This is a genomic window from Vibrio sp. 2017_1457_13, assembly GCF_030851525.1.
In the GTDB taxonomy this organism is placed as follows: domain Bacteria; phylum Pseudomonadota; class Gammaproteobacteria; order Enterobacterales; family Vibrionaceae; genus Vibrio; species Vibrio metschnikovii.
Map to the genome: position 1 here is coordinate 146,052 of NZ_VHTA01000008.1, position 26,267 is coordinate 172,318.

The 26,267-nt window shown below is 46.1% G+C and carries 32 protein-coding genes; 26 read left to right on the forward strand and 6 right to left on the reverse strand.

Annotated features, from left to right (window positions below; genetic code table 11):
* The first annotated feature begins 34 nt into the window (after positions 1-34).
* The 3 genes from astA (at position 35) to FKN88_RS12830 (ending at position 3,422) form a co-directional block, all read left to right on the forward strand.
* On the forward strand, positions 35-1,054 hold the full coding sequence (gene astA, locus FKN88_RS12820; protein ID WP_040903963.1) for an arginine N-succinyltransferase: 1,020 nt from the start codon (positions 35-37) through the stop codon (positions 1,052-1,054).
* Between the two features lie 21 nt (positions 1,055-1,075).
* Entirely contained in the window at positions 1,076-2,536 is a 1,461-nt protein-coding gene (gene astD, locus FKN88_RS12825; protein WP_154170006.1) for a succinylglutamate-semialdehyde dehydrogenase, read from the forward strand.
* Between the two features lie 91 nt (positions 2,537-2,627).
* Positions 2,628-3,422 carry a DUF1338 domain-containing protein gene (locus tag FKN88_RS12830; RefSeq protein WP_154170008.1) on the forward strand — a complete coding sequence of 265 codons (795 nt, stop codon included), beginning with the start codon at positions 2,628-2,630 and terminating at the stop codon, positions 3,420-3,422.
* Between the two features lie 97 nt (positions 3,423-3,519).
* Here FKN88_RS12830 and crp read toward each other — a convergent pair whose 3' ends face one another.
* The 6 genes from crp to FKN88_RS12860 all read right to left on the reverse strand — a co-directional run bounded on the left by crp (position 3,520) and on the right by FKN88_RS12860 (position 9,082).
* The gene (gene crp / locus FKN88_RS12835; protein ID WP_004394497.1) at positions 3,520-4,152 is read right to left on the reverse strand and encodes a cAMP-activated global transcriptional regulator CRP; all 633 of its coding nucleotides are present in this window, start codon (positions 4,150-4,152) and stop codon (positions 3,520-3,522) included.
* Between the two features lie 291 nt (positions 4,153-4,443).
* The gene (locus tag FKN88_RS12840) at positions 4,444-5,313 is read right to left on the reverse strand and encodes a phosphoribulokinase (protein ID WP_004394498.1); all 870 of its coding nucleotides are present in this window, start codon (positions 5,311-5,313) and stop codon (positions 4,444-4,446) included.
* Between the two features lie 95 nt (positions 5,314-5,408).
* Positions 5,409-5,618 carry a YheU family protein gene (locus FKN88_RS12845; RefSeq protein WP_306687530.1) on the reverse strand — a complete coding sequence of 70 codons (210 nt, stop codon included), beginning with the start codon at positions 5,616-5,618 and terminating at the stop codon, positions 5,409-5,411.
* Between the two features lie 80 nt (positions 5,619-5,698).
* Positions 5,699-6,667: a hydrolase gene (locus FKN88_RS12850; RefSeq protein WP_306687531.1), complete on the reverse strand. Its 969-nt coding sequence runs from the start codon at positions 6,665-6,667 to the stop codon at positions 5,699-5,701.
* Positions 6,668-6,692: 25 nt separating this feature from the next.
* Positions 6,693-7,163, reverse strand: a complete 471-nt coding sequence (locus FKN88_RS12855; protein ID WP_154170012.1) for a TIGR02444 family protein — start codon at positions 7,161-7,163, stop codon at positions 6,693-6,695.
* Positions 7,163-9,082 (reverse strand): ABC transporter ATP-binding protein, encoded by a 1,920-nt coding sequence (locus tag FKN88_RS12860; protein WP_161438947.1) that lies wholly within the window; start codon positions 9,080-9,082, stop codon positions 7,163-7,165. The genes FKN88_RS12855 and FKN88_RS12860 overlap by 1 nt, the downstream gene beginning before the upstream one ends.
* 257 nt (positions 9,083-9,339) lie before the next feature.
* Between FKN88_RS12860 and kefG the strand changes: the two genes are divergently transcribed.
* The 23 genes from kefG (at position 9,340) to rplE (ending at position 26,250) form a co-directional block, all read left to right on the forward strand.
* Entirely contained in the window at positions 9,340-9,933 is a 594-nt protein-coding gene (kefG, locus tag FKN88_RS12865; protein ID WP_306687532.1) for a glutathione-regulated potassium-efflux system ancillary protein KefG, read from the forward strand.
* Entirely contained in the window at positions 9,923-11,725 is a 1,803-nt protein-coding gene (kefB, locus tag FKN88_RS12870) for a glutathione-regulated potassium-efflux system protein KefB (RefSeq protein ID WP_373567180.1), read from the forward strand. Before kefG ends, kefB begins: the two co-directional genes overlap by 11 nt.
* Positions 11,725-11,925, forward strand: a complete 201-nt coding sequence (locus FKN88_RS12875) for a YheV family putative zinc ribbon protein (protein WP_306687533.1) — start codon at positions 11,725-11,727, stop codon at positions 11,923-11,925. The genes kefB and FKN88_RS12875 overlap by 1 nt, the downstream gene beginning before the upstream one ends.
* Before the next feature lie 89 nt (positions 11,926-12,014).
* Positions 12,015-12,605: a peptidylprolyl isomerase gene (gene slyD / locus FKN88_RS12880; RefSeq protein ID WP_306687534.1), complete on the forward strand. Its 591-nt coding sequence runs from the start codon at positions 12,015-12,017 to the stop codon at positions 12,603-12,605.
* Positions 12,606-12,740: 135 nt separating this feature from the next.
* A complete protein-coding gene (locus FKN88_RS12885) occupies positions 12,741-13,682 on the forward strand; it encodes an isoaspartyl peptidase/L-asparaginase family protein (RefSeq protein ID WP_004394506.1) in 942 nt (313 codons plus the stop codon).
* Positions 13,683-13,829: 147 nt separating this feature from the next.
* Complete coding sequence (locus FKN88_RS12890) at positions 13,830-15,128, forward strand: adenylosuccinate synthase (RefSeq protein WP_004394507.1); 1,299 nt, start codon at positions 13,830-13,832, stop codon at positions 15,126-15,128.
* Positions 15,129-15,353: 225 nt separating this feature from the next.
* Complete coding sequence (locus tag FKN88_RS12895) at positions 15,354-15,989, forward strand: tetratricopeptide repeat protein (RefSeq protein WP_040903975.1); 636 nt, start codon at positions 15,354-15,356, stop codon at positions 15,987-15,989.
* A gap of 327 nt (positions 15,990-16,316) precedes the next feature.
* Complete coding sequence (rnr, locus tag FKN88_RS12900) at positions 16,317-18,764, forward strand: ribonuclease R (RefSeq protein WP_004394509.1); 2,448 nt, start codon at positions 16,317-16,319, stop codon at positions 18,762-18,764.
* A gap of 7 nt (positions 18,765-18,771) precedes the next feature.
* Positions 18,772-19,512 carry a 23S rRNA (guanosine(2251)-2'-O)-methyltransferase RlmB gene (gene rlmB, locus FKN88_RS12905; RefSeq protein ID WP_004394510.1) on the forward strand — a complete coding sequence of 247 codons (741 nt, stop codon included), beginning with the start codon at positions 18,772-18,774 and terminating at the stop codon, positions 19,510-19,512.
* A gap of 370 nt (positions 19,513-19,882) precedes the next feature.
* Positions 19,883-20,194 carry a 30S ribosomal protein S10 gene (gene rpsJ, locus FKN88_RS12910; RefSeq protein WP_001181007.1) on the forward strand — a complete coding sequence of 104 codons (312 nt, stop codon included), beginning with the start codon at positions 19,883-19,885 and terminating at the stop codon, positions 20,192-20,194.
* A gap of 14 nt (positions 20,195-20,208) precedes the next feature.
* Entirely contained in the window at positions 20,209-20,838 is a 630-nt protein-coding gene (rplC, locus tag FKN88_RS12915; protein WP_004394520.1) for a 50S ribosomal protein L3, read from the forward strand.
* 16 nt (positions 20,839-20,854) lie between these two features.
* The gene (gene rplD, locus FKN88_RS12920) at positions 20,855-21,457 is read left to right on the forward strand and encodes a 50S ribosomal protein L4 (RefSeq protein WP_004394521.1); all 603 of its coding nucleotides are present in this window, start codon (positions 20,855-20,857) and stop codon (positions 21,455-21,457) included.
* A complete protein-coding gene (rplW, locus tag FKN88_RS12925; protein ID WP_004394523.1) occupies positions 21,454-21,756 on the forward strand; it encodes a 50S ribosomal protein L23 in 303 nt (100 codons plus the stop codon). The genes rplD and rplW overlap by 4 nt, the downstream gene beginning before the upstream one ends.
* A gap of 16 nt (positions 21,757-21,772) precedes the next feature.
* Positions 21,773-22,597 (forward strand): 50S ribosomal protein L2, encoded by an 825-nt coding sequence (gene rplB / locus FKN88_RS12930; protein WP_004394524.1) that lies wholly within the window; start codon positions 21,773-21,775, stop codon positions 22,595-22,597.
* A gap of 21 nt (positions 22,598-22,618) precedes the next feature.
* Positions 22,619-22,897, forward strand: a complete 279-nt coding sequence (rpsS, locus tag FKN88_RS12935) for a 30S ribosomal protein S19 (RefSeq protein WP_004394525.1) — start codon at positions 22,619-22,621, stop codon at positions 22,895-22,897.
* A 10-nt stretch (positions 22,898-22,907) separates the two neighbouring features.
* Positions 22,908-23,240 carry a 50S ribosomal protein L22 gene (gene rplV / locus FKN88_RS12940; RefSeq protein ID WP_004394526.1) on the forward strand — a complete coding sequence of 111 codons (333 nt, stop codon included), beginning with the start codon at positions 22,908-22,910 and terminating at the stop codon, positions 23,238-23,240.
* A 19-nt stretch (positions 23,241-23,259) separates the two neighbouring features.
* A complete protein-coding gene (rpsC, locus tag FKN88_RS12945; protein ID WP_004394527.1) occupies positions 23,260-23,958 on the forward strand; it encodes a 30S ribosomal protein S3 in 699 nt (232 codons plus the stop codon).
* Between the two features lie 11 nt (positions 23,959-23,969).
* Complete coding sequence (gene rplP / locus FKN88_RS12950; RefSeq protein ID WP_004394529.1) at positions 23,970-24,380, forward strand: 50S ribosomal protein L16; 411 nt, start codon at positions 23,970-23,972, stop codon at positions 24,378-24,380.
* A complete protein-coding gene (gene rpmC, locus FKN88_RS12955; protein ID WP_072670434.1) occupies positions 24,380-24,571 on the forward strand; it encodes a 50S ribosomal protein L29 in 192 nt (63 codons plus the stop codon). Before rplP ends, rpmC begins: the two co-directional genes overlap by 1 nt.
* Positions 24,571-24,825, forward strand: a complete 255-nt coding sequence (gene rpsQ / locus FKN88_RS12960) for a 30S ribosomal protein S17 (protein ID WP_072670433.1) — start codon at positions 24,571-24,573, stop codon at positions 24,823-24,825. Before rpmC ends, rpsQ begins: the two co-directional genes overlap by 1 nt.
* A 160-nt stretch (positions 24,826-24,985) precedes the next feature.
* Positions 24,986-25,357 carry a 50S ribosomal protein L14 gene (rplN, locus tag FKN88_RS12965; protein WP_004394532.1) on the forward strand — a complete coding sequence of 124 codons (372 nt, stop codon included), beginning with the start codon at positions 24,986-24,988 and terminating at the stop codon, positions 25,355-25,357.
* Positions 25,358-25,370: 13 nt separating this feature from the next.
* The gene (gene rplX, locus FKN88_RS12970; RefSeq protein ID WP_004394533.1) at positions 25,371-25,688 is read left to right on the forward strand and encodes a 50S ribosomal protein L24; all 318 of its coding nucleotides are present in this window, start codon (positions 25,371-25,373) and stop codon (positions 25,686-25,688) included.
* A 22-nt stretch (positions 25,689-25,710) separates the two neighbouring features.
* Positions 25,711-26,250, forward strand: a complete 540-nt coding sequence (gene rplE / locus FKN88_RS12975; RefSeq protein ID WP_004394534.1) for a 50S ribosomal protein L5 — start codon at positions 25,711-25,713, stop codon at positions 26,248-26,250.
* Positions 26,251-26,267 lie beyond the last annotated feature (17 nt).

Below are 26,267 nucleotides of genomic sequence, written 5' to 3' on the forward strand. Positions count from 1 at the left end.
CTGGCCTAGTGCTATGCATCTGGAGGGAATATTGATGCTAGTTATTCGCCCTATTGCAACGTCTGACTATCCGGCACTTCATGACTGTGCCATTGAATCGGGTCATGGCTTTACGTCACTGCCCGTTAATCAAGAATTACTCACCAATCGTATTGAACACTCAGAATACAGCTTTGCTAAACCGTCCGTAACGCAACCAGGGGATGAAGGTTATTTAATGGTCGGTGTAGACAGTGTAACCGGAGAGGTGGCTGGTACGACGGGGATCGAAGCGGCGGTTGGTTGGGATCGTCCTTTTTATTCTTATCATATTAGTACGATTGTCCATGCCTCACATAAGCTTGGGGTCAACAATGTCGTTAAATTACTCACCTTTGGTAACAACTACACCGGATGCTCAGAAATTTGCAGCTTATTTTTGCGAGAGCACTTTCGCCAAGGTTTGAATGGTCGCTTAATGTCGAAGAGTCGTTTTTTAATGATGGCGGAGCATCCAGAACGTTTCTCTAAAACCATCTTTGCTGAGATGCGAGGCGTCTCTGATGCGGATGGTAATTCTCCCTTTTGGCAGTGGCTGCAAGAGCACTTCTTTTCAATCGACTTTACCTTGGCTGACTATTTAACTGGGATCGGTAAAAAAGGTTTTATTGCCGACTTAATGCCCAAGTTGCCGATTTATATCAATTTACTTAGTCCTGAAGCCCAAGCGGTGATTGGCCAAGTGCACGAGAATACTCGTCCAGCCCTCAAGTTATTGGAAGACGAAGGATTTACTTGCCGTAATTACGTCGATATTTTTGATGCCGGCCCAGCCGTAGAATGTGATGTCCGTAATATTGAATCGGTGCGTAATTCTGTTCGTGCTAGGGTTGAAGTCGCGCGTCATTCCAGCACCCAACAATATTTGATGTGTAATACCTCATTTACTCATTTTCGTGCTACCGCCGAAAAAGCGGCCTACAACCGTGAGCGAGAAACGGTGTTGATTACTCCCGAAGTGGCTCAAGCATTAAACGTTGACCAAGGGGATTGGTTGCGAATTTTGGCTCAATAGTTTTTAGATAAGGAAGATACAATGACTCAGTGGATAGCAGGTCAATGGATTGCTGGACAAGGCGATGCGTTGAGTTCAATCAGCCCTTACGATGACCAAGTGGTTTGGCAAGGTAATAGCGCCACAGCAGAGCAGGTTGAACAAGCGATCAGCGCGGCTCGTCAAGCATTCATCGCATGGAAAAATCGCCCGTTTGCTGAGCGTGAACAAGTGGTGTTGGCTTTTGCTGAGCAGGTCAAAGCCAACAGTGAAAAAATTGCTGAAGTGATCGCTAAAGAAACCGGCAAACCATTATGGGAAACGCGCACCGAAGCCGCGGCGATGGCTGGTAAAATTGCGATTTCTATTCGTGCTTACCATGAACGTACTGGGCAGCAGCAACGTGAGGTGGCAGGCAATACGATTGTATTGCGGCATCGTCCTCTTGGCGTAATGGCGGTATTTGGTCCATATAATTTTCCTGCCCATTTACCCAATGGCCATATTGTTCCTGCTTTACTGGCTGGTAATAGCGTGGTGTTTAAACCTTCAGAGCAAACCCCATGGACTGGTGAGCTAGCGATGCAGTTATGGCAAGCGGCGGGATTGCCCGATGGTGTGCTTAACCTAGTACAAGGTGCGAAAGAAACGGGTATTGCGCTCGCGCAATCAAAAAATATTGATGGCTTGCTCTTTACTGGTAGTGCGAATACGGGTCACCTCTTACATCGTCAGTTTGCCGGTCAACCCGATAAAATGTTAGCACTGGAGATGGGCGGCAATAATCCGATGGTGATTTCTGAGCACTATGGCGATATTGATGCGGCGGTATACACTATTATTCAGTCAGCGTTTATTAGTGCAGGACAACGTTGTACTTGCGCTCGTCGTCTTTATTTACCTGAAGGCGAAAAAGGCGATAAGTTGCTTGATAAGTTGCTAAAAGCGACCGAGCAGCTGCGCATTGATCAGCCTTTTGCTGATCCTGCACCCTTTATGGGGCCACAGATTTCACGTGCTGCCGCTGAGTTTATTTTGACGGCACAAGCGAATTTACAAGCGTTAGGCGGAAAAAGTTTATTAACCGCGAAGGCACAACAAGCGGCGTTCGTCACACCAGGGATTATTGATGTCACTGCGATTAATGATTTACCTGATGAAGAATATTTCGGCCCATTATTGCAAGTCATTCGTTATCAAACACTGCCTCAAGCTGTAGCACTGGCTAATAATACGCGCTTTGGTTTGTCAGCAGGCTTAGTGTCGACCGACGATCAAGAGTGGCAATATTTTATTGATCATATTCGCGCCGGAATTGTTAACCGTAACCGTCAACTTACCGGAGCCAGTGGCGATGCTCCCTTTGGTGGGCCGGGTGCGTCAGGTAACTTACGCCCCAGCGCGTTTTACGCCGCGGATTACTGTGCTTACCCAATGGCGTCGATGGAAGGGCAAACGACAGAATTACCCGCGACACTATCACCAGGGGTTGTTTTGCCTTAAGTCGTCAACACAGCTAAAGAGTGTAGATAATGTTTAACCCATAACGTCTCTATCGCGAGAGACGTTATCCACCCACTGACAAGGAGGCGTCATGACGCCAAGTGCGCTTTTTCAATGTTTATGGAATGACTATATTCAGCGTCTTTGCCCTGCGGCAGAAAAAGTCCATCATTTGCTCCAGGAAGACGAAGTACTGATCAATGACCACATTGCTTTACGAACTTTTAATATCGCACCACTGGGTATAGAGACTTTGGCCAAGCCGTTTCTGGCCTTAGGCTACGTTGCTTGCGGTGATTATCTGTTTGAAAGCAAAAAGCTGGTGGCGAAGCATTATGAGCACCCTGATCCTAAGCAACCTAAGGTATTTATTAGTGAATTGAAGGTCGAAGAGTGCTCAGCAGAGTTACAAGCGATAGTCGCTAAGTTAGTGGCTCAAGTCGAGACGACTCGCCTTGATGATGTCGATTTTCTTTACGCGGGCCGTCTATGGGATCTTTCGTTTGCGGATTATCAAATCTTAGCCAAAGAAAGCGAGTATGCGGCGTGGTTAGCCGCCCATGGTTATGGGGCCAATCACTTTACGGTGAGTGTTAATCAGCTCAAGGCATTTAATGAGGTCAAAGCGGTCAATGATCATCTGCGTCAGGCGGGCTTTACTATCAATGAAAATGGCGGTGAAGTAAAAGGCACACCAGAAGTATTACTAGAACAGTCCTCGACTATGGCTGATAAGGTGCCAGTCTCGTTTAACGACGGTGTTGAAGTGATCCCTGGTGGTTTTTATGAGTTCGCTAAACGTTATCCGATGGCGAACGGTCAACTGTATAGCGGCTTTGTGGCGGCTTCAGCAGATAAAATCTTTGAAAGTACCGATCTTCGTTAGTAAAAAACGGAACGGGTAGCCAACGATGAACAACAAAAAAGCTACTTTAGGTCAACTAAAGTAGCTTATTCAGGCTTTAAGCATGTTAAACCAGAGGTTAACGAGTGCCGTAGACCACGATGGTTTTACCGTGTGCTGATATCAGATTTTGCTCTTCAAGCATTTTCAGAATCCGGCCAACGGTTTCACGAGAGCAACCAACGATTTGACCAATTTCTTGACGAGTGATTTTGATTTGCATCCCATCAGGGTGAGTCATTGCATCGGGTTGTTTTGCTAGGTTTAGTAGAGTTTGTGCAATACGACCAGTCACATCAAGGAACGCCAAATCACCGACTTTTTGGCTGGTTACTTGTAGGCGACGAGCCATTTGCCCTGATAGACGCATCAGGATATCGGGGTTAACTTGAATCAATTGACGGAACTTCTTAAAAGAAATTTCCGCGACTTCACAAGGGGATTTAGCTCGAACCCAAGCGGTACGTTCTTGATCTTCTTCGAACAGACCAAGCTCGCCGATGAAATCACCTTGGTTAAGGTAAGAAAGAATCATCTCTTTACCTTCTTCGTCTTTAATCAGTACCGCAACAGAACCTTTAACAATGTAGTACAAGGTTTCCGCTTTTTCGCCCGCATGGATCAGCGTGCTTTTTGAAGGGTACTTATGAATATGACAATGTGAAAGGAACCACTCTAGTGTTGGGTCGGTTTGAGGTTTACCTAGAACCATAATATCTCACTTCCTCTGCAGGGTACGCTCGCTGCTGTCCGTATATTTTAGCGAAGCCTTAATGGATTAACTAGAATAAGAGGACTTCCTAATGGCTGCAAGCTATCTTGTGTTCGGTAAGGAATAGTATCCTTTTTCGAACGCGATTTCTTGATTTTAATCGTATCAAACCATGGATATTTTACGCAAAAACGTGCACATGATCACGGTATGAAAAGTAATCGTGTTAATAAGACCGTAGCCTGACCGATTATGCGAATTTCTTACTCATCAGGTCAAGATAAGGCAATCTCAACCAATTTTTCCGGATTCAATTAATTGCTGGAGTAAGGGTTGCACGATAAGTTCCATAGCAAAGCCCATTTTGCCGCCAGGAACCACAATCGTGTTGTGACGCGACATAAACGAGCCATCAATCATTGCCAGTAAATAGGGGTAATCGACATTCTTTATTCCGCGTAAACGGATCACCACAAAGCTTTCATCTAAACTCGGGATGCCTTTCGCATTGAGAGGATTTGAGGTGTCGACCGTAGGCACTCGTTGAAAGTTAATGTGCGTACGCGAAAACTGAGGGGTAATGTAATTCAGATAATCGTCCATTGAGCGAACGATAGAATCCATGACGGCTTCACGAGAATGGCCGCGGTCACGAGTATCGCGCACGTATTTTTGGATCCATTCCAAATTGACAATTGGAACCATGCCAATCAAAAAATCGACATGTTGCGCGACATTAATGTCACCATCGACCACTCCACCATGTAAGCCTTCATAAAATAAGACATTGGTATCATCAGGCAACTGCTGCCAAGGTGTGAAGGTGCCAGGCATCTGATTATAGGGGACGGCTTCATCAAAAGTATGCAGATAACGACGAATTTGTCCTGCGCCCGTTTTGCCATATTGGCGGAAAAAATCCTGCAGAGCAGGGAAGTCATTCGCTTGCGGACCGAAGTAGCTAATATGTCGACCTTGTTCTCTTGCTTTACGAATTTCAATATCCATTTCTGGACGAGTGAAGCGGTGGAAGCTATCACCTTCCACCCAAGCGGGTTTAATGTTCATCATATTGAACATTTTACGGAAAGCTTCTGATGTGGTCGTTGTACCAGCGCCTGATGAACCGGTGACCGCAATAATGGGGTGTTTTGCTGACATGACATACCTTGTCTGTTGATCCTTGAGGGGCAAAGCCCATGGCTGGTTTCACTATATCATGGAAAAAACGCAGCAGAAAACGCCGATTTTTGCCGTCAGCGTGCGGTACTTTTGATATCGATCGTTTCGTGTAACTCAGAATAGACGATCATCGCTTGCCCACTGCGCAGTTGAGCGATGACTTGATCGATTTTGTCTTGTAAGCTGATTTCACTTGCACCGTAGTCAGTACCTTCGCGTAATACAAACTCACGAATTAAATTGTCTAGAGTGTCACTGGCGATATGTTGCCAAGGAACGATCATAAATACCTCATGATTTTATGAACTGATAATCTCTGTTTTACGATATTTTGCTGCCATATGACGCTAAATGACGCTAATTTTTATTTCTGTCGCCAATTAGCGTAGTAACTCGGCAAAGCCTGCTCAAGCCAGAACCTAGGTTGACGTAAGCTGCCAGCTAAAAAACCAACATGGCCACCGTGTTCAAATAATTGGTAGTTAATCTGTGGGTTTAAAGGACCGCGCGGGATCACTGCTTCAGTCATAAACGGATCATCGGCAGCATGAATGATCAGCGTAGGGATAGTAATCGCGCCTAATTTCATGAGTCCTGAGCATTGTTGATAGTACTCTTGCGCATCTTTAAAGCCGTGTAGCGGTGCGGTGATCAAATCATCAAATTGATAGAGCTTGCTTACTTGACGAATGGATTGCGTGGTTAAACCTAGCTCATTTTGTAGCAATGGGGCTTTTCTTAACGCATTATTTTTTAATGATGAGAGTAAATAACGGCGATAAATTTTTGAAAAGCCCTGTTCAATGCGTTGCGAACACGCCGCTAAATCCAGTGGTGCGGAAATAATGGTTGCCGCATCGACAATCGGATCATCCCGATAGCGCGCCAAATAGTTGACCAGCATATTACCGCCTAAAGAGACTCCAGTTGCAATGATGGTACGCTGAGGGAATTGCGCTCGTAGGTATTCAAGTACGAAACGCGCGTCTTCCGTTTCACCCGAATGGTAAGCTCGAGCTAAGCGGTTGGGTTTTCCGCTGCAGCCTCGAAAATGCATCATCACCGATAGCCAACCATGTCGAGCAAACGCATCCATTAAGCCATTAGCATAAGGGCTATAAAAACTGCCTTCTAAACCGTGAAATAAGACAAAAATGGGTTTATCGACACAGGGGAGGGCTGCTTCACTCCATGCTAAATCAAGAAAATCGTTATCTGGCGTGGTTAAGGTTTGCCAAACCGGCGTAAAGCAAGCCGCTCGACGAATTAAGCGCGGTAGTAGGGTTTGTAAATGTGGATTGGTTAATCCCTTCGCGGCAGTAAACGGCGACATAAAAAGCCTCAATTCTTTATGAGCATCATGTTGGTTTTACCGGGGTAGAGAATAGAGAGATCAAATGCTCAGCGCCAAGTTGTCGACAGTAGCGCTCAGTCAACGCTAGGTCTTTGGTCGGGGATAATCGGAATCCCTGTACGCAGCCGATCAGCTCTGCTTGTTGCTGTTTTTCTAACCGCAATTCAAACTGTAGCGCTTCACGGTATAGTGTTTCTGATAGGTGAGACTTTAGTTTACGGCGCAACTCACGAAAAGAGTGAACTAAGCTTTCTGAATGACTTAAACACGCCAATAAGCGTGGCCATTCTGAGTCGTTAATACTGAGTTGTTGTTCGTCTAACCACTTGAGCAGCAAGAGTAAATTTACATTCCCCTGAAACTGGTTTTGCAGACACAAGCACGCTTCTTTCACTTCATTAACCGCATAATAGTCGAGGCTAAATTGCCATAAGCCTTCTAACGTTAATGATGAATGCGCGTGCGTTGGGATCATTACTGAGTGAATTCCTGTTCCAGTTGTTCAAGATGTTCTTGCTCGGCCATCCAATCACTTTCTACTTGCTCAAGCGCGCTTTTTGCTGACGCTTGATTAGCAATCACTTCGGTTAATTGGGCTTTGTTCTCTGCGTCATACAAACTGGCCTCAGAGAGATTTAACTCGGCTTGGGCGAGAATGGCATTCAATTTATCCATTTTCTCTTCTAACTGTGTCAATTTTTTGCGAATTGGCGCGGTTTGTTTACGAAAATCAGCTTCGCGACGTTTTTGCTCTTTTTTCGCCGCAGCACTGTTGGTACTGTCTTTGACTGGCTGAGTCGCTTGAGCTTCTTTACGGGCAATTTTCTGCTGATCGGTTAGCCATTTGTAGTAATCGGTTAAGTCGCCATCAAAAGGAGCGACTTGCTGATCATGCACTAAGTACAGCTCGTCAGTGGTCGCGCGTAATAGGTAGCGGTCATGACTGACGATAACCATTGCACCTTCAAAGCTTTGTAAGGCAAAGGTCAAGGCTTGGCGCATGTCTAAATCTAAATGGTTGGTGGGTTCGTCCAACAACAACAGATTAGGTTTTTGCCACACAATCAGCGCCAGCACCAAACGGGCTTTTTCGCCACCGGAGAAAGGGGCCACTTTTTCTAGCGATTTTTCACCCTGAAAACCAAAACTGCCTAAATAATTGCGCAGCTCAAGTTCGGTTTTATCAGGGGCAATTTGCATCATGTGCTGCAACGGCGTTTCTTGTGGGTGTAATGTTTCCAACTGATGCTGGGCAAAGTAGCCGATTTTCACGCCTTGAGAGTAAGTGAGATCGCCACTTTGCGGTTTCAGTTCACTGGAGAGCAGTTTAATTAATGTTGATTTACCCGCGCCATTACGACCTAGCAAACCAATTCGGCTACCCGGGACTAAGTTAAGACGAATCTTTTCGAGGATCAGCCGATCGTCATATCCGGCGGCCACGTTATCCATCATTAAAATCGGATTAGGCAAGGCGGCAGGTTGACGAAACTCAAAGCTAAACGGGTTATCAAATTGCGCTGGTAAAACTTGCTCCATTTTTTCCAGTGCTTTAATTCGGCTTTGTGCTTGGCGCGCTTTTGAGGCTTTATAGCGAAAGCGATCAATATAGCTTTGCATATGTGCCATCTGCTTTTGCTGTTTTTGATATTGCGCTTGTTGCTGCATTAGCTTTTGTGCGCGTTGCACTTCAAACGATGAGTAGTTACCGGTGTACTCATTGAGCTGTTGATTTTCAATATGAATAATTCGATTGACGATCGGGTCAAGAAAATCGCGATCGTGAGAGATCAACAGTAGCGTACCAGGATAGCTTTGTAGCCAACGCTCAAGCCACATCACTGCATCTAAATCGAGGTGGTTAGTGGGCTCGTCGAGGAGCAATAAATCAGAGCGACAGATCAGCGCTTGGGCAAGGTTAAGACGCATGCGCCAGCCACCAGAAAATTGGGTTAAATTCCAACTCATTTGTTGTTGACTGAAACCTAAACCATCCAGCAGTTCGGCAGCGCGCGCTTGAATGCTGTAACCACCAATGGTTTCAATATGACCATGCAACTCGGCAACACGGGTGCCATTATCTTGCTGTTCTGCTTCACGGAGTTGTTGTTCTAAGCGACGATATTCTCGATCACCATCAATCACGTATTCTAAAGCTTGTCGCTCTAAAGCGGGCGTTTCTTGGGCAACCCAAGCCAACTCCCAGTGAGCCGGTTGATTAAATGAGCCGGCATCAATCGATAACTCCTCTTTCATTAATGCAAATAGTGTTGATTTACCACAGCCGTTTTTACCGACTAAACCGACTTTATCGCCGGGATGAATAGTGGCTGAAGTTTTATCAAGCAGCGGTTTTCCGCCACGGAGTAATTGAATGTCAGAGAAGATAATCATAAAGAGTCGTGTCTAGTTAGCCGTGTATGTCGCCGCGAATAGTAGGAGTAATCTTGATCAATGTCGATGATTATACCGATTCGTTGATGGTCTTCCTAGGCTGTTCTCTATCGTTTAGCGACATTGGCTCGTTACATGCTCGACTATCGTTTGGTCGGCTTTAAGGCTACAATTTGTGTTACTGTTGAGCCGCTTACGATAAGGAAATCCGTTGGTTGCTCTATCGACCGTTCGCATCTATTAAAGAGAATCAAGGAATGACCAAGGATAAGGATAAAGAGAACGCATCCTCCCATCATCAAGTGGGCACCGCCGATCGACCCAAGGTATTGGTTATTTACGCTCACCCCGACCCTGATCACTCGCTGGCTAATCGTCTGCTGATTGAACGAATTATCGCTTTGCCTCATGTTGAAGTGCTTGATCTGTACGCGACCTATCCCGATTTTTTTATCGATGTGAATCAAGAGCATCAACGTTTACTGGAAGTTGATGTGATTGTCTTTCAACACCCGTTGTACATGTATTCGTGTCCTGCATTATTAAAAGAGTGGATTGATAAAGTGCTCGGTAAAGGTTTTGCCTTTGGACCAGAAAGTGCGCTGCAAGGTAAGTGTTGGCGAAGCGTGATCACGACAGGTGGGCATAGAGAGGCTTTTAGTGCTGAGGGATACAATCGTTATCCATTGAGTGAAATTCTACAACCTTTTGAATTAACCGCCGCGTTATGTCGTATGCGCTGGATTGATCCGTTAGTGATGTATTGGGCAAGGCACATCAGTGATGCTGAACGCAGGCAACATGCTGATCAGTATGTCGCTTGGCTAGAAGGGTTACGTTATGATGACTGATTGGCTGTCCAGTTCGGTGATTTTTTTGACGGCTGCCGTGGTCGCAGTACCGATTGCGCAACGTTTAGGGCTTGGGGCTATTTTGGGCTATTTACTCGCCGGGATTGTGATTGGTCCTTGGGGTTTTAAGCTTATCACTGATGTTAATGCGATTTTGAACTTTGCCGAATTTGGTGTGGTACTGCTGCTATTTTTGATTGGCTTAGAGCTAAACCCTAAGCGATTGTGGCAAATGAAAGGACCGATCCTTGGGCAGGGTGGGTCACAGATGTTAATCACCAGTAGCGTGCTCGCGAGCGGTTTATGGATGTACGGTTTCTCTTGGCCAGTGAGTATCACGGTTGGGTTGATTCTTGCTCAATCATCGACGGCAATAGCGCTACGTACCATTGATGAAATGCGGTTAACCTTAAGTGATACGGGACGCACGGTATTTGCCGTGTCGCTGTTTCAAGATTTAGCGGTTATTCCAACGCTCGCTTTAGTGGCCATCTTTGCCGGCCAAACAACGAGTGACAGCTTACCATTAATGTGGATGTTGGCAGGGGTAGCTGGGCTATTAATGGCTGGGCATTTCCTATTGCAGCCTTTATTTCGGTGGGTGGTGAATAGCCAAGTGCGCGAGCTATTTACCGTAGCCTCGCTGTTGTTGGTTATTGCGATTGCCTTATTGATGGAAAAGCTGGGTTTGTCGATGGCCTTAGGGGCTTTTCTGGCAGGCATGCTGCTTGCGGAAAGTGAGTTTCGTCATGAGTTAAGTACAGCCATTGAGCCTTTTAAAGGCTTACTGTTGGGGCTATTTTTTATCGCCGTGGGCATGTCGGTTAATATCGCCTTACTGTGGCAGGAGTGGTGGTTGGTCAGTCTGCTGGTGATCGGGCTAATCAGTGTCAAAATGGCGATCATGTATGGTTTAGCGCGTCTAGCTAAAGTGCGTTCGAAAGCACGCAGTCGCAGCGCGTTGATTTTGAGTCAAGGCGGAGAAATTGGTTTTGTCATTTTGACGGCCGCGACGGAGGGGCAATTATTCACGGCTAGTCAGTCAGCGTTGCTGGTTTTAGTGATCAGTGTCTCGATGATGACGACCCCATTATTGCTCAAACTCCAAACCTTCTATTATAGCCAGACGTTAAATAGCCCTGAAGAGGAGCCTGACAACACGATTGGCCATCAAACTCCGCAAGTGATCATCGCTGGTTTTGGCCGCTTTGGACAGATCGTTGGCCGATTAATGTACGCCAATAAGATTAAAATTACCGTATTAGAGAGTGATGCCAGTCAAATTAAACTGCTGCGTAAATATGGTTATAAGGTGTTTTATGGCGATGCGACCCACCTTGAACTGTTGCGCTCTGCGGGGGCTGCACAGGCAGAGGCGATAGTGATCTGTACCGATGAACCCGATGAAGTGATGCGGATTGTGACTTTGTGTCAACAGCACTTCCCACAATTAAAAATCTTAGCACGGGCGCGAAGTTGGGTAGAGGCCTATCAATTATTAAGCCACGGTATCGCAGGGCATTCTCGAGAGACGTTTCTTGGCGCTTTAGATTTAGGCCGCCAAGTGCTTGTGCAATTAGGCATGCACCCTTATCAAGCGAAACGAGCAGAAGCGCACTTTCGGCGGTTGGATGTCACGATGCTTAAAGAATTATTGCCGCAGCACAGTGATGATAAAAACTTAACGTTACGGACTAAAGCGGCTCGTAAAGAGCTGGAAGAGATTTTTGGACGAGAGATGGCTAATGATCGTCAAGCTCGTGATTATTGGGAAAAACGTAGGACGAAATAGTGAGCAAAAAAAAACGTTTTATTGCTGGAGCCAGTTGCCCAAATTGTAAAACACAAGACACACTGCGCTGGTGGATAGAGAATAATATTGAGCTGGTTGAGTGTGTAGAATGTGATTACGCAGAGCAACGTAAACCGCAATCGGTAGAAAAAAGCCAACATGCTACTGAGCAAATGATTGGGATTTTTAAACCAGAATAATTGAGTTTCAGTGTATAATCTTCATAATATTGCTCATCTCTCTCTTAATCTGAGATGAGCAAAACAAAACCAACCTCCTTGGAGCCGTTATGAAAATTGAAAAAAACATGGTTGTGAGCATTGCCTACCAAGTAAAAATGGAAGATGGCGTGGTCGTAGACCAATCAACAGTGGAAGCCCCACTGGAGTATCTACATGGTCACAACAACCTAATCACTGGTCTTGAGCGTGAGCTAGAAGGTAAAGTTATCGGTGATAAATTTAGCGCTACTGTCGCACCAGAAGATGCTTACGGTGAACACAGTGATGCGCTAGTACAACGTGTTCCTGCGGATGTTTTCCAAGGTGTGGATGAGTTGGAAGTCGGTATGCGTTTCTTAGCTGATACCGATCAAGGTCCTATCCCTGTTGAGATCACCGAAGTCGATGGTGATGAAGTGGTGGTTGATGGTAACCACATGTTAGCGGGCCAGACCTTGACGTTTTATGTTGAAGTGATTGCGCTACGTGAAGCGACAGCTGAAGAGCTTGAGCATGGTCACATTCATCATGCTGGTGGCTGTGGTCACGACCATGGGCATGACCACGATCACGATGGTTGCTGCGGTGGCGAAGGTCATCACCATCATGGACAAGAAAAAGAAGGCTGCTGTGGTGGCGGTAGCTGCGGCTCTCATTAATCGATAGCCAAAGATAACTTATTACGATGGAAACGAGCGGCTAAGACCGATTGGTATTCGGAAATCGTGTAAGTTTGTCGATATTGAAAGCGTTAACTGTTCTGCGGTTAGCGCTTTTTTTAAAGGAACTCTACGATGAAATCACCTTTTGCAATCGCCATTCATGGCGGAGCTGGCACTATCTTGCGTGAGCAGATGAGCGCTTCACTGCAGCAAGAAATAACCCAAACCTTAGAGGCGGCGGTGCGCGCGGGACATCAGCACTTAGAGCAAGGCGGCGATGCGCTAGATGCGGTTGTCGCTGCTGTTACTTTACTTGAAGATTCGCCGTTGTTTAATGCTGGCAAAGGCTCCGTCTTGACTCATCAAGAAATGGTTGAGATGGATGCCGCGGTGATGGATGGTCAACAACGGCGCGTTGGCGCGATTGCTGGGGTAAAACACATCAAAAATCCGGTTGTTCTGGCGAGAGATGTGCTGTTGCACAGTGAGCATGTATTTTTGATTGGGGAAGGAGCAGAAGCCTTTGCTTTTGCGCAGGGCCATACGTATACCGAACAGGACTATTTTTTTACTGAGCGACGTTATGAGCAATTATTAGCCATGAAAGCCAGTGATCAAACGGCGTTATCTGAATCGGTTTATCCAGATGATAAGAAATATGGCACCGTGGGTGCGGTTGCGCTCGATCAACAGGGTAATTTGGCGGCGGCGACCAGTACAGGTGGCATCAGCAACAAGCGCTATGGACGCGTCGGGGATTCGCCGATCATTGGCGCAGGTACGCTGGCTGAAAATGGTAATGTGGCTATCTCAGCCACTGGAGTGGGTGAATATTTTATTCGCTATCAGGTAGCGGGAGAAGTCGCCGCTCGAATGCGGTATCTGCAACAAGACCTCGTCACCGCCTGTGAGACGGTTATTCAAGGTGAACTCAAGCAAGTGGGAGGCGAAGGAGGATTGATCGCTATTGATCAACAGGGCCACATTCATTTTGCGATGAACAGTTCCGGCATGTATCGCGCGGCGATTGACTGTGATGGGGTTTGTTCGGTAAAAATTTATGCTGATGAATAAACGCGGCGATGCCTTCTGAGTGTCAGGTTGATTTTCATCAGTGTCTCACTACTGGCGACTGGCAATTGCCACGCGTTTAAAAAATAACTGCAAGTCGAAGGATTCGGTGCTAGAATCCTTTTTTAACTAGCAATCAGACTTGGAAAGATGGGAAATAACGTAGTCGTTCTAGGCACCCAGTGGGGTGACGAAGGTAAAGGCAAGATAGTTGACCTTTTAACAGAAGATGCCAAATATGTGGTTCGCTATCAAGGTGGCCATAACGCTGGACATACTCTAGTCATCGACGGTGAAAAAACCGTTCTTCACTTAATTCCGTCCGGTATTCTCCGCAACAACGTAAAATGCATCATTGGTAATGGCGTGGTTCTGTCACCCGATGCATTAATCAAAGAGATGACACCGCTTGAAGAGCGTGGCATTCCTGTTAAGGAGCGTCTGTTTATTTCTGAAGCTTGTCCTTTGATTCTTCCTTATCATATCGCTCTTGATCAAGCGCGTGAACTGGCTCGTGGCAAAAAAGCCATTGGTACCACAGGTCGCGGCATTGGTCCTGCTTATGAAGATAAAGTGGCGCGTCGTGGTCTGCGTGTTGGCGATTTGTTCAACATGGTTTCCTTTGCTGAAAAACTTAAAGAAGTCATGGAATTCCATAACTTCCAGCTAGAGCATTTTTATAAAGTAGATCCAGTGAGCTATGACGACGTCTTAGCTCAAGTCCAAGGGTACGCTGAATTGTTGACCTCTATGGTCATCGATGTGACGGATGAATTGGATGCAGCCCGCAAGCGTGGCGACAAGATCATGTTTGAAGGTGCACAAGGTACGCTGTTGGATATTGACCACGGTACTTATCCTTATGTAACGTCTTCTAACACGACCGCTGGTGGTGTGGCTGCTGGTTCAGGCTTTGGTCCTCGTCATCTAGGTTATATCTTAGGTATTGCAAAAGCCTACTGTACTCGTGTTGGTGCGGGCCCATTCCCAACAGAATTGGATGATGAAGTAGGTAACCACTTAGGTACTAAAGGTCATGAGTTTGGCGCGACGACGGGCCGTAAACGTCGTTGTGGTTGGTTTGATGCGGTGGCTATGCGCCGTGCGATTCAAATTAACTCAGTCACTGGCTTTTGCTTAACCAAGTTAGATGTACTTGATGGACTGGAAGAGCTAAAAATCTGTACGGGTTATCAAATGCCGGATGGTTCTGTTGCACAGGTATCACCAATGGCAGCAGATGCTTTCGAGGCGGTGACGCCTATTTACGAAACCATGCCAGGTTGGTCAGAAAATACTTTTGGCGCGACATCAATTGAATCATTACCTCAAGCGGCGATTAATTACATTAAACGCATTGAAGAGTTAACGGGCGTGCCAATTGATATTATTTCAACGGGCCCAGACCGTAACGAAACGATCATCAAAGTACACCCATTTAACGTGTGATTTTTTGATTCGCTTGACGATTTCTCTATTTAAAAAGCTGGCGCTTCGCCAGCTTTTTTTATGCCTCATTCTTCATACTCTTAGTCTTGGTGGCAAAAAGTTGCCGCAAAGAGGCAATTTATCCTAAAGTGAATGCTAGGGCTGCCGATACAAGAATCAAGCCGAGCCCTTGCGCGCTGTCGCGCTATACTATTATGGCTATCGGATTCAACCAAGAGTGCAAGTATGAAGCTACGTACGGTAGCCGCTTCTATATTATTCGCATTTCACTCTTCCTTCGGTCACGCCAACGTGGCGGATGTTAAAGAGCCTGTGCCGATTTATTCTGAAGCTGAGCTAATCAAACTGATTGAACAGAACCAACACTTGGAGCGACTGAAAGCCGATCGCTGCCAGTTGGTTGAGGACATTGTTGCTCGTGCAACTCGGATCAGTCTGCCTGCGTATGAGTTTTTATATGGTGATATGCTGGCGTGGGGCGTTTGCGTTGAACAAGATGTTGAGCTGGGCTTATATTATATGGAAAATGCTGCCCATCAAGGATTAGCCAGTGCCCTAGAACAGCTTGGTCGTTATTATTCGCGAGGCACGTTAGTCCAGCAAGATAGAGAGCGAGCCATTCCGTATCTTCGTGAAGCGGCGGCGATGGGCAATCTTAATGCTCGGATTCATCTTGCTGAGCTGTTATTACGCGATCATGGTAGCCCGTTAGATTATGAAGATGCCTATCGTTGGTTATACAATTCCGTGACTGCCGATCAGCGAACTCATAATCGAATTACCTTGCTGCGACAAGGATTAGAAATGAGGATGCCAGAAAATATCATTGCTCGAGCAAAGCGCCGTGGCAGCTTCTGGTAAATAAAGCTTGTTTATCTTAGCTTTTTTCTCTATCATTCTGTCGCTTGCTGGATGATTGTCATGCAGTAAGTGATAGATATAGAATATTATTAATACTCAATCCTATCTTATTATTTCCTACTTAGCGTTTAACGCTCGCTTTACCACTTTCTCTCAACATCCTGTCATCATACACACGATTCAACTCTTCGTTATTTATTGTGACAACTTGATTCCGGTCACGTAATACACAAAGTTGTTGCGCTTCTGCCGGTTGGGATTAGCTATTAAGCTTAAGAACACAGTAGGATATACTTTATGTACCTTCCTAGAAAAGCAGGTCTGCCTATGTCTGATACTACCCATACTGATCCGTTTGCGGATCGCGAAGCCGATAACTACGATAACCCGATCCCAAGTCGTGAATATATTTTAGAATTCCTAACCAAAGCCAATGTCCCCATGAACCGTAACGATCTGTTTGCCGCCCTTGAATTATCGGGTGAGGATCATTACGAAGGTCTACGTCGCCGCCTCAGAGCGATGGAGCGAGATGGTCAATTGGTGTTTACGCGTCGTCAATGTTACGCCCTACCAGAAAAACTGGAAATGATTAAAGGCCATGTTATTGGTCATAAAGATGGCCATGGCTGGGTTCGCCCAGAGGGTGGTCTAAACAAAGAAAACGATATTTTACTGCCGCACCACCAAATGCGCACCTTGATTCATGGTGACTTTGTATTAGTGCAGCCAACTGGCACCGACAAACGAGGCCGAAAAGAAGGGCGCTTGGTTCGTATCCTTGAAGCTCGTAATGCACAAATTGTCGGGCGTTTTTTCCTTGAACAAGGTTATTCGTATGTGGTGCCGGATGACTCGCGCATCCATAAAGATATTTTAATCCCAACCGAACACCGCGAAGGCGCTCGGATGGGTAATGTGGTGGTGATTGAAGTAACCGATCGTGGCACTCGTACCCGAGGCATGATGGGTAAGGTTGTAGAAGTACTGGGTGAAAGTATGGCACCGGGTATGGAGACTCAAATCGCTATTCGCACCCATCAAATTCCTCATGAATGGCCTGATGAAGTCTTAAAGCAAGTCAGTGGACTAAAAGAAGAAGTCCCTGAAGAGGCCAAACAAGGTCGAGTCGATTTACGGCAATTGCCTTTGGTGACTATTGATGGGGAAGATGCCCGTGACTTTGATGATGCTGTGTATTGTGAAGCTAGAAAAGAGGGGGGCTGGCGTTTATGGGTAGCCATCGCCGACGTGAGCTATTATGTCCGTCCTGGCAGCGCCTTGGATAAAGAGGCGACCAATCGTGGTAACTCCGTGTATTTCCCATCGCAAGTGGTCCCCATGTTGCCGGAAGTTTTATCTAACGGACTGTGCTCGCTCAACCCACAAGTCGATCGGTTATGCATGGTGTGTGAAATGACGATCTCTGATGGCGGCAAACTCATCGATTATCAGCATTATGAAGCGGTGATGAGTTCTCATGCTCGACTAACCTATACCAAAGTTAACGATATTTTGCAGGGTGATGAAGAACTGCGTGAGCGCTACCAAGCGGTCGTGCCTCATCTTGAACAGTTACATAACATGTATCAGGTGCTGAAAACGGCTCGTGATCAACGTGGTGCGATTGAATTTGAAACGGTAGAAACCAAATTTATCTTTAATGCCCAGCGTAAGATCGAAAGCATTGAGCCAGTGATCCGTAACGATGCTCATAAGCTGATTGAAGAGTGTATGATCCTCGCCAATATTGCCTCAGCATCGCTAGTCGAAAAAGCCAAGGAAGCCGCTCTGTTCCGAGTGCATGAGCCACCAGGTGAAGAACGTTTAATGGGCTTTAGAGACTTCTTGGGCGAACTAGGACTCGACTTGAGTGGTGGGCTTGAGCCATCGCCAACCGATTACGCCAATCTGATGAAACAAATCGGTGAGCGTGCAGATAAAGAGCTGATTCAAACCATGCTACTGCGCTCAATGAAGCAGGCTGTCTATAACGCCCATAACGCAGGTCACTTTGGTCTAGCATTAAAACGTTATGCGCACTTTACTTCTCCAATCCGTCGCTATCCAGATTTACTTTTACACCGTGCAATCAAATATTTGATAGCGAAAGAACAACATCAGACCCAAGATCGCTGGACACCAACCGGAGGCTATCACTACTCGTTTGAAGAGATGGATTTTTATGGACAACAGTGTTCAATGACCGAACGCCGTGCTGATGATGCAACACGAGAAGTGTCTGATTGGCTGAAGTGCGAGTACATGCAAGATCATGTCGGTGAAGAGCTTGATGGTGTGATTGCCAATGTGACTGGATTTGGTTTTTTTGTTCGACTCACTGAATTACATATCGATGGTTTGGTTCACATCTCCAATTTGGCTAATGACTATTATCAGTTTGATCCTATCGGTCAACGTTTGATTGGTGAGTCATTCGGTAATATTTATCGTTTAGGTGATGCGGTGAAAGTGAAAGTATTATCGGTGAATCTGGATGATCGACAAATTGACTTTGAATTAGTCGAAACAAGTCGTAAGCTACGCGGCGAAGGTAAAACGGCCAAAAAGCGGGCAGTAGAAGCGCAAGCAAAAGCCAAGAGTAAAAAAGCGGGCACGCGTGGTGGAAAAGCCGTTCCAATGGTTGAGCCAACCAAGCGTCCAGATAAATCAGAGAGCGCAGATTCAGCGAAAAGTAAACGCGCTAAGTCTGATAAAGCCAGTAAAGCGAAATCTCGTTCTAAAACGGCAAAGAGCCGGACAAAAACGAAATAGGTAAGTAATGAGTAATGAACTGATTTACGGCATTCATTCGGTCAACGCTGTGATGCAGCGTGAGCCAGCCCGTATCATTGAAGTGTATGTTTTGAAAGGTCGTCAAGATGATCGGCTACTTCCGGTATTGAATGAATTGCAGCGTTTAGGGCTATCCATTCAGGAGATGGGGCGTAAGGCACTGGATGACAAAGCTCAAGGTGCTAATCACCAAGGGTTGATAGCCAAAGTCAAGCCAGCTAAAGCGTTAAACGAACATGATCTAGACGCAATATTAAGTCAGCATGAACAACCGTTGCTGCTAGTACTGGATGGCGTGACCGATCCGCATAACTTAGGGGCGTGTTTGCGTAATGCAGATGCTGCTGGTGTGGCGGCGGTGATTGTCCCTAAAGATCGTTCAGCACCGATGACGGCCACGGTAAGTAAGGTCGCTTGTGGTGCTGCAGAAACCGTTCCTTTAGTGCGTGTGACCAACTTAGCGCGCACGATGCGTGCTCTACAAGAGCAAGGTGTTTGGTTTGTTGGCACAGCGGGCGAGGCGACGCATGATCTTTATCATAGCAAGCTGACTGGTCCGTTAGCGATTGTCATGGGAGCTGAAGGCGATGGTATGCGCCGTTTAACTCGTGATACTTGTGATGATCTAATCAAAATCCCAATGGCAGGCAGTGTTTCCAGTTTAAATGTCTCAGTCGCGACCGGGATTTGCTTATTTGAAGCGGTCCGTCAACGCAATAACGTTTAATGTTTATGCTGATGTCATCGTTAAGAAACCTAGGTCTACTGACCTAGGTTTCTTGTTTCTCGCCTCATTCGTTTATTTTTCCAACACCCCCTTGCAAGTCAATCTGTGATCTGTATAATGCACCCCCACTGGTTAAGCCAGTTGTGAACCAATGAGCAGCGAGGAGCAAGCTTGTGGCAACACAGGTGAGGTAACGTATACTCAGCTTATGTTCGCAGTTAATAGGATTAGCTTTAGTTAATTTAATTAGCTGACAATGTGCCCAATCGGGGTACTACGGTTTCACATAAATCAATCGACATTCACCCGCCATGGCAGGTTCGAATGGCGATATTGTTTGTGTAATTTTTACTTATTGGAGCTCTGTCTCATGCAGAACCAACGCATCCGTATCCGCCTTAAAGCTTTCGATTACAAACTAATCGATGCTTCTACAGCGGAAATCGTTGAAACAGCTAAGCGTACCGGCGCACAGGTTCGTGGTCCAATTCCACTGCCTACTCGTAAAGAGCGTTTCACTGTTCTTATCTCTCCACACGTAAACAAAGATGCACGTGACCAGTACGAAATTCGTACTCACAAGCGTCTGATCGACATCGTTGAACCAACTGACAAGACTGTTGATGCACTTATGCGTCTTGATCTTGCTGCTGGTGTTGATGTTCAAATCAGCCTAGGTTAAGGGAGATTAGAAGAATGATTGGTCTAGTCGGACGTAAAGTGGGTATGACCCGCGTATTTACTGAAGAAGGCGTTTCTATCCCAGTAACTGTTGTTGAGGTTGAAGCGAACCGTGTTTCTCAAGTGAAAACTCTTGAGACTGACGGCTATGCTGCTATTCAAGTAACAGCTGGAACTAAGAAAGCTAACCGCGTAACTAAGCCAGAAGCTGGTCACTTTGCGAAAGCAGGTGTAGAAGCTGGTCGCGGTCTTTGGGAATTCCGTTTAGAAAACGGCGAAGAGTTCGAAGTTGGTGCTGAACTGACTGTTGAATTGTTCAACGAAATTAAGAAAGTAGACGTTACTGGTACATCGAAAGGTAAAGGCTTCCAAGGTGCTGTTAAGCGCTGGAACTTCCGTACTCAAGATATGACTCACGGTAACTCTTTGTCTCACCGTGCTCCTGGTTCAATTGGCCAATGTCAAACTCCAGGTCGCGTATTTAAAGGCAAAAAAATGGCAGGTCACATGGGTGCTGAGCGTGTAACGACTCAAAACCTAGAGATCGTACGTGTTGACGCTGAGCGCAATCTGCTTCTTATTAAAGGTGCAGTCCCAGGTGCAACTGGCGCTAACGTGATCGTCAAACCAGCTATTAAAGCATAACGTCTAGGAGTAAGTAATGGAATTGATGGTTAAAGGTGCTAACGCACTAACTGTTTCCGAAACTACTTTCGGACGTGAGTTCAACGAAGCTCTTGTACATCAAGTAGTTGTTGCGTATGCAGCAGGTGCTCGTCAAGGTACTCGTGCTCAAAAGACACGTTCAGAAGTTTCTGGCGGTGGCGCTAAGCCATGGCGTCAAAAAGGTACTGGCCGTGCACGTGCTGGTACAATCCGTAGCCCAATCTGGCGTACAGGTGGTGTTACTTTTGCTGCGAAACCACAAGATCACAGCGTTAAAGTAAACAAAAAAATGTACCGCGGCGCTATGAAAAGCATTCTTTCTGAGTTAGTTCGTCAAGAGCGTTTAATCGTTGTTGATAACTTCTCGGTTGAAGCACCAAAAACGAAAGAGCTAGCGGCTAAGTTGAAAGAACTTGAGCTGAACGATGTTCTTATCGTGACTGGCGAAGTAGACGAGAATCTATTCTTAGCTGCTCGTAACCTGTACAAAGTTGACGTGCGTGACGTAACTGGTATTGATCCAGTGAGCCTAATCGCATTTGACAAGGTTCTAATGACTGCTGCTGCAGTTAAGCAAGTTGAGGAGATGCTGGCATGATCCGTGAAGAGCGTCTACTAAAAGTTCTACGTGCACCGCACATCTCTGAAAAAGCCACTATGGCTGCTGAAAAAGCGAACACGATCGTTTTCAAAGTAGCAAAAGATGCAACTAAGAAAGAGATCAAAGCAGCTGTAGAAAAGCTATTTGAAGTTGAAGTTAAGTCTGTAAATACTCTTATTCTTAAGGGTAAGACCAAACGTCAAGGTCTACGCCAAGGTCGCCGCAGCGACGTTAAAAAAGCGTATGTGACTTTGAAAGAAGGTCAAGATCTTGACTTTGTTGGCGGCGCGGAATAACAGGAGTAGTTGAATAATGGCTATTGTTAAATGTAAGCCGACTTCCCCTGGTCGTCGTCACGTTGTTAAAGTTGTTAACGCTGACCTCCACAAGGGTAAGCCATACGCACCTCTTCTAGAGAAAAACTCTAAGAATGGTGGTCGTAACAACAACGGTCGTATCACAGTACGTCATATCGGTGGTGGTCATAAACAACACTATCGTTTGATTGACTTCAAACGTACTAAAGACGGTATCCCAGCGAAAGTTGAACGTCTAGAATACGATCCAAACCGTAGCGCAAACATCGCTCTCGTATTATACGCAGATGGTGAACGTCGTTACATTATTGCACCTAAAGGCCTCCAAGCTGGTGATACTATCCAGTCTGGTGTTGATGCGCCAATCAAAGCAGGTAACACCCTGCCATTGCGCAACATCCCTGTTGGTTCAACGATTCATAACGTTGAGTTAACTCCGGGTAAAGGTGCACAGCTAGCTCGTTCTGCGGGTGCGTATGCTCAACTTGTCGCTCGCGACGGTGCATACGTTACTATCCGTCTACGTTCTGGCGAAATGCGCAAAGTACTTTCTGAAGGCCGTGCAACAATCGGTGAAGTTGGTAACTCTGAGCACATGCTACGTGAGCTTGGTAAAGCGGGTGCTTCACGCTGGCGCGGCGTACGTCCAACCGTACGTGGTGTGGTAATGAACCCTGTTGATCACCCACATGGTGGTGGTGAAGGCCGTACTTCTGGTGGTCGTCATCCTGTATCTCCATGGGGCGTACCAACGAAAGGCTACAAAACTCGTAGCAACAAACGCACTGACAAGTACATCGTACGTCGTCGTAATAAGTAATCTATTTAAAGAGGAATCGCCATGCCACGTTCTCTCAAGAAAGGTCCATTTATTGACCTACACTTGCTGAAGAAGGTAGAGAAAGCGGTGGAAAGCGGAGACAAAAAGCCTATTAAGACTTGGTCCCGTCGTTCAATGATCATTCCAACAATGATCGGTTTGACCATCGCTGTCCATAATGGTCGTCAACACGTTCCAGTTTTTGTAACTGACGAGATGATCGGTCACAAACTGGGTGAATTTGCCCCAACTCGCACTTACCGCGGCCATGCTGCGGATAAGAAAGCTAAGAAGCGTTAAGGAGTAGATGATGGAAGCATTCGCTAAACATAACTTTGCTCGCATTTCGCCTCAGAAAGCTCGCTTAGTTGCAGATCAAATTCGTGGTAAGTCAGTTGACCAAGCTCTAGAAACGTTAACGTTCAGCAACAAAAAAGCGGCTGAACTTATTAAGAAAGTTCTAGAGTCAGCAATCGCTAACGCGGAGCACAACGAAGGTGCTGACATTGACGACCTACGTGTCGCTAAAATCTTCGTAGATGAGGGCCCAACCATGAAGCGTATTATGCCTCGTGCAAAAGGTCGTGCGGATCGTATCTTGAAGCGTTCAAGCCACATCACTATTGTTGTCGCAGACCGCTAAAAGACTAGGAGAGTAAGCAATGGGTCAGAAAGTACATCCTAATGGTATTCGTCTAGGCATCGTTAAGCCTTGGAATGCTACATGGTTTGCTAATACCAAAGATTTCGCTGACAACCTAGACGGCGACTTCAAGGTACGTCAATACCTCACTAAGGAATTGGCAAAAGCGTCTCTATCACGCATCGTTATCGAGCGTCCTGCTAAGAGCATCCGTGTGACTATTCACACTGCTCGCCCAGGCGTTGTTATCGGTAAGAAAGGTGAAGACGTTGAGAAGCTACGCGCAGCAGTAGCGAAGATTGCAGGTGTACCAGCTCAGATTAATATTTCTGAGGTACGTAAACCTGAGCTAGACGGTCAGCTAGTGGCTGATAGCATCGCGTCTCAACTAGAGCGTCGTGTTATGTTCCGTCGTGCTATGAAGCGCGCGGTACAAAACGCTATGCGTCTAGGCGCTAAAGGTATCAAAGTGGAAGTAAGTGGCCGTTTAGGCGGCGCTGAAATTGCACGTTCTGAGTGGTATCGTGAAGGCCGTGTGCCTCTACACACTCTACGTGCTGACATTGATTACGCAACTTCTTCGGCTCACACTACCTATGGTGTGATTGGTGTTAAAGTCTGGATCTTCAAAGGTGAAATCCTAGGCGGTATGCCAGCTGCTAACGCAGTAGAGCCAAAGGCTGACAAGCCTAAGAAGCAGCGCAAAGGCCGTAAGTAAGGAGTCGACAGATGCTACAACCTAAACGTACCAAGTTCCGTAAGGTTCATACAGGTCGTAACCGTGGTCTAGCAAAAGGTACTGAAGTAAGCTTCGGCACCTTTGGTTTGAAAGCTGTAGGCCGTGGTCGTCTAACTGCTCGTCAAATCGAAGCGGCACGTCGTGCTATGACACGTCACATTAAGCGTCAAGGTAAAATCTGGATCCGTGTTTTCCCAGACAAACCAATCACAGAAAAACCACTTGAAGTTCGTCAAGGTAAGGGTAAAGGTAACGTTGAGTACTGGGTAGCCCAAATCCAACCTGGCAAGGTGATGTACGAAGTTGATGGTGTACCTGAAGAATTGGCTCGTGAAGCGTTCCGCCTAGCGGCACGTAAACTGCCATTCAAGACTACATTTGTAACTAAGCAGGTGATGTGATGAAAGCACAAGATCTACGCGAGAAAAACGTTGAAGAGCTTAATGCAGAGCTACTAGGTTTATTGAAAGAGCAGTTCAACTTGCGCATGCAAGCAGCGACTGGTCAACTTCAGCAAACTCATACTCTGAAAGCTGTCCGTCGTGATATCGCACGTGTGAAAACTGTTTTGACTGAGAAGGCAGGCGCATAATGAGCGATAAAATTCGTACCCAACAAGGTCGTGTTATCAGTGACAAGATGGACAAATCTATCGTTGTTGCTATCGAACGTTTCGTGAAGCACCCAATTTACGGTAAATTCGTTCGTCGCACGACTAAAGTACACGCACATGATGAAAACAACGAGTGTGGCGCAGGCGATACCGTTGAAATCCGTGAGTGTCGTCCATTGTCTAAGACTAAGTCTTGGACTTTGGTAAAAGTAGTAGAAAAAGCGAAAATTTAATTGAGCTTTTAATGCGAATACAGCGGCCCCGATTATTTTTGGGGCCGCTTGTTTTTTGACTACCCAATCACAAAAAAGGGTGGTACAATTCGCGTCCCTTTAAAGAGGCAGCCCGACCCGAGATGGGTCTAGTTTTTTTAATATTTAGCGGAGCACTAACATGATCCAAATGCAAAGTATGCTGGACGCAGCTGATAACTCAGGCGCTCGCAGCGTAATGTGTATTAAGGTTCTGGGTGGCTCTCACCGTCGTTACGCCCATGTTGGCGACATCATCAAAGTTACTGTGAAAGAAGCAATTCCTCGCGGTAAAGTGAAAAAAGGTGATGTATTGAAGGCGGTGGTAGTTCGCACCCGTAAAGGCGTACGTCGTCCAGACGGTTCTGTCATTCGCTTCGACCGTAATGCTTGCGTATTGCTAAACAACAATACCGAGCAACCAATCGGTACACGTATCTTTGGTCCAGTGACTCGTGAGCTTCGTAACGCGAAATTCATGAAGATTGTGTCACTAGCACCTGAAGTTCTGTAAGGAGCGGCAAAAAATGGCAGCTAAAATCCGTCGTAATGACGAAGTGATCGTTCTTGCTGGGAAAGACAAAGGCAAGAAAGGTAAAGTAACTAAGGTTCTAACAACTGGTAAAGTTATCGTTGAAGGTATCAATCTAGTTAAGAAACATCAAAAGCCAGTTCCTGCGCTTGGTATCCAAGGTGGTATCGTAGAGCAAGAAGCAGCGATTGATGCATCTAACATTGCGATCTTTAATGCAGCAACCGGTAAAGCGGACCGTATCGGTTTCCGTTTCGAAGATGGTAAGAAAGTTCGTTTCTTTAAGTCTAACAACGAAATCGTTTCTAACTAATAGAGTAATTTGGAGTTCTACTATGGCGAAACTGCATGATTACTACAAGTCGTCTGTAGTCGCTGAGCTGGCCAAACAGTTCGGTTACACAAGCGTCATGCAAGTCCCTAGAATTGAGAAAATCACCCTCAATATGGGCGTTGGTGAAGCAATCAACGATAAGAAACTACTAGAAAACGCAGCTTCTGATATGGCGACCATCTCTGGTCAAAAGCCACTTATCACTAAAGCTCGCAAATCTGTAGCTGGTTTCAAAATCCGTGAAGGCTACCCAATTGGTTGTAAAGTAACCTTGCGTGGCGAGCGCATGTGGGATTTCTTAGAGCGTTTGATTTTTATCGCTCTACCACGTGTACGAGATTTCCGTGGTGTTAGCGCTAAGTCTTTTGACGGACGCGGTAACTACAGCATGGGCGTTCGCGAGCAAATCATCTTTCCGGAAATCGACTACGATAAAGTCGATCGTGTACGCGGTCTTGATATCACTATCACGACGTCTGCTGGTACCGATGAGGAAGGCCGTGCTCTGCTGGCTGCCTTTAACTTCCCATTCCGTAAGTAAGGTGAAGGGTTACTGTT

Bases quoted from the DNA above. Each gene is read 5' to 3' on its own strand.
- astA (WP_040903963.1), top strand. From the start codon at position 35: ATGCTAGTTATTCGCCCTATTGCAACGTCTGACTATCCGGCACTTCAT.
- astD (WP_154170006.1), top strand. From the start codon at position 1,076: ATGACTCAGTGGATAGCAGGTCAATGGATTGCTGGACAAGGCGATGCG.
- FKN88_RS12830 (WP_154170008.1), top strand. From the start codon at position 2,628: ATGACGCCAAGTGCGCTTTTTCAATGTTTATGGAATGACTATATTCAG.
- crp (WP_004394497.1), bottom strand. From the start codon at position 4,152: ATGGTTCTAGGTAAACCTCAAACCGACCCAACACTAGAGTGGTTCCTT.
- FKN88_RS12840 (WP_004394498.1), bottom strand. From the start codon at position 5,313: ATGTCAGCAAAACACCCCATTATTGCGGTCACCGGTTCATCAGGCGCT.
- FKN88_RS12845 (WP_306687530.1), bottom strand. From the start codon at position 5,618: ATGATCGTTCCTTGGCAACATATCGCCAGTGACACTCTAGACAATTTA.
- FKN88_RS12850 (WP_306687531.1), bottom strand. From the start codon at position 6,667: ATGTCGCCGTTTACTGCCGCGAAGGGATTAACCAATCCACATTTACAA.
- FKN88_RS12855 (WP_154170012.1), bottom strand. From the start codon at position 7,163: ATGATCCCAACGCACGCGCATTCATCATTAACGTTAGAAGGCTTATGG.
- FKN88_RS12860 (WP_161438947.1), bottom strand. From the start codon at position 9,082: ATGATTATCTTCTCTGACATTCAATTACTCCGTGGCGGAAAACCGCTG.
- kefG (WP_306687532.1), top strand. From the start codon at position 9,340: ATGACCAAGGATAAGGATAAAGAGAACGCATCCTCCCATCATCAAGTG.
- kefB (WP_373567180.1), top strand. From the start codon at position 9,923: ATGATGACTGATTGGCTGTCCAGTTCGGTGATTTTTTTGACGGCTGCC.
- slyD (WP_306687534.1), top strand. From the start codon at position 12,015: ATGAAAATTGAAAAAAACATGGTTGTGAGCATTGCCTACCAAGTAAAA.
- FKN88_RS12885 (WP_004394506.1), top strand. From the start codon at position 12,741: ATGAAATCACCTTTTGCAATCGCCATTCATGGCGGAGCTGGCACTATC.
- FKN88_RS12890 (WP_004394507.1), top strand. From the start codon at position 13,830: ATGGGAAATAACGTAGTCGTTCTAGGCACCCAGTGGGGTGACGAAGGT.
- FKN88_RS12895 (WP_040903975.1), top strand. From the start codon at position 15,354: ATGAAGCTACGTACGGTAGCCGCTTCTATATTATTCGCATTTCACTCT.
- rnr (WP_004394509.1), top strand. From the start codon at position 16,317: ATGTCTGATACTACCCATACTGATCCGTTTGCGGATCGCGAAGCCGAT.
- rlmB (WP_004394510.1), top strand. From the start codon at position 18,772: ATGAGTAATGAACTGATTTACGGCATTCATTCGGTCAACGCTGTGATG.
- rpsJ (WP_001181007.1), top strand. From the start codon at position 19,883: ATGCAGAACCAACGCATCCGTATCCGCCTTAAAGCTTTCGATTACAAA.
- rplC (WP_004394520.1), top strand. From the start codon at position 20,209: ATGATTGGTCTAGTCGGACGTAAAGTGGGTATGACCCGCGTATTTACT.
- rplD (WP_004394521.1), top strand. From the start codon at position 20,855: ATGGAATTGATGGTTAAAGGTGCTAACGCACTAACTGTTTCCGAAACT.
- rplW (WP_004394523.1), top strand. From the start codon at position 21,454: ATGATCCGTGAAGAGCGTCTACTAAAAGTTCTACGTGCACCGCACATC.
- rplB (WP_004394524.1), top strand. From the start codon at position 21,773: ATGGCTATTGTTAAATGTAAGCCGACTTCCCCTGGTCGTCGTCACGTT.
- rpsS (WP_004394525.1), top strand. From the start codon at position 22,619: ATGCCACGTTCTCTCAAGAAAGGTCCATTTATTGACCTACACTTGCTG.
- rplV (WP_004394526.1), top strand. From the start codon at position 22,908: ATGGAAGCATTCGCTAAACATAACTTTGCTCGCATTTCGCCTCAGAAA.
- rpsC (WP_004394527.1), top strand. From the start codon at position 23,260: ATGGGTCAGAAAGTACATCCTAATGGTATTCGTCTAGGCATCGTTAAG.
- rplP (WP_004394529.1), top strand. From the start codon at position 23,970: ATGCTACAACCTAAACGTACCAAGTTCCGTAAGGTTCATACAGGTCGT.
- rpmC (WP_072670434.1), top strand. From the start codon at position 24,380: ATGAAAGCACAAGATCTACGCGAGAAAAACGTTGAAGAGCTTAATGCA.
- rpsQ (WP_072670433.1), top strand. From the start codon at position 24,571: ATGAGCGATAAAATTCGTACCCAACAAGGTCGTGTTATCAGTGACAAG.
- rplN (WP_004394532.1), top strand. From the start codon at position 24,986: ATGATCCAAATGCAAAGTATGCTGGACGCAGCTGATAACTCAGGCGCT.
- rplX (WP_004394533.1), top strand. From the start codon at position 25,371: ATGGCAGCTAAAATCCGTCGTAATGACGAAGTGATCGTTCTTGCTGGG.
- rplE (WP_004394534.1), top strand. From the start codon at position 25,711: ATGGCGAAACTGCATGATTACTACAAGTCGTCTGTAGTCGCTGAGCTG.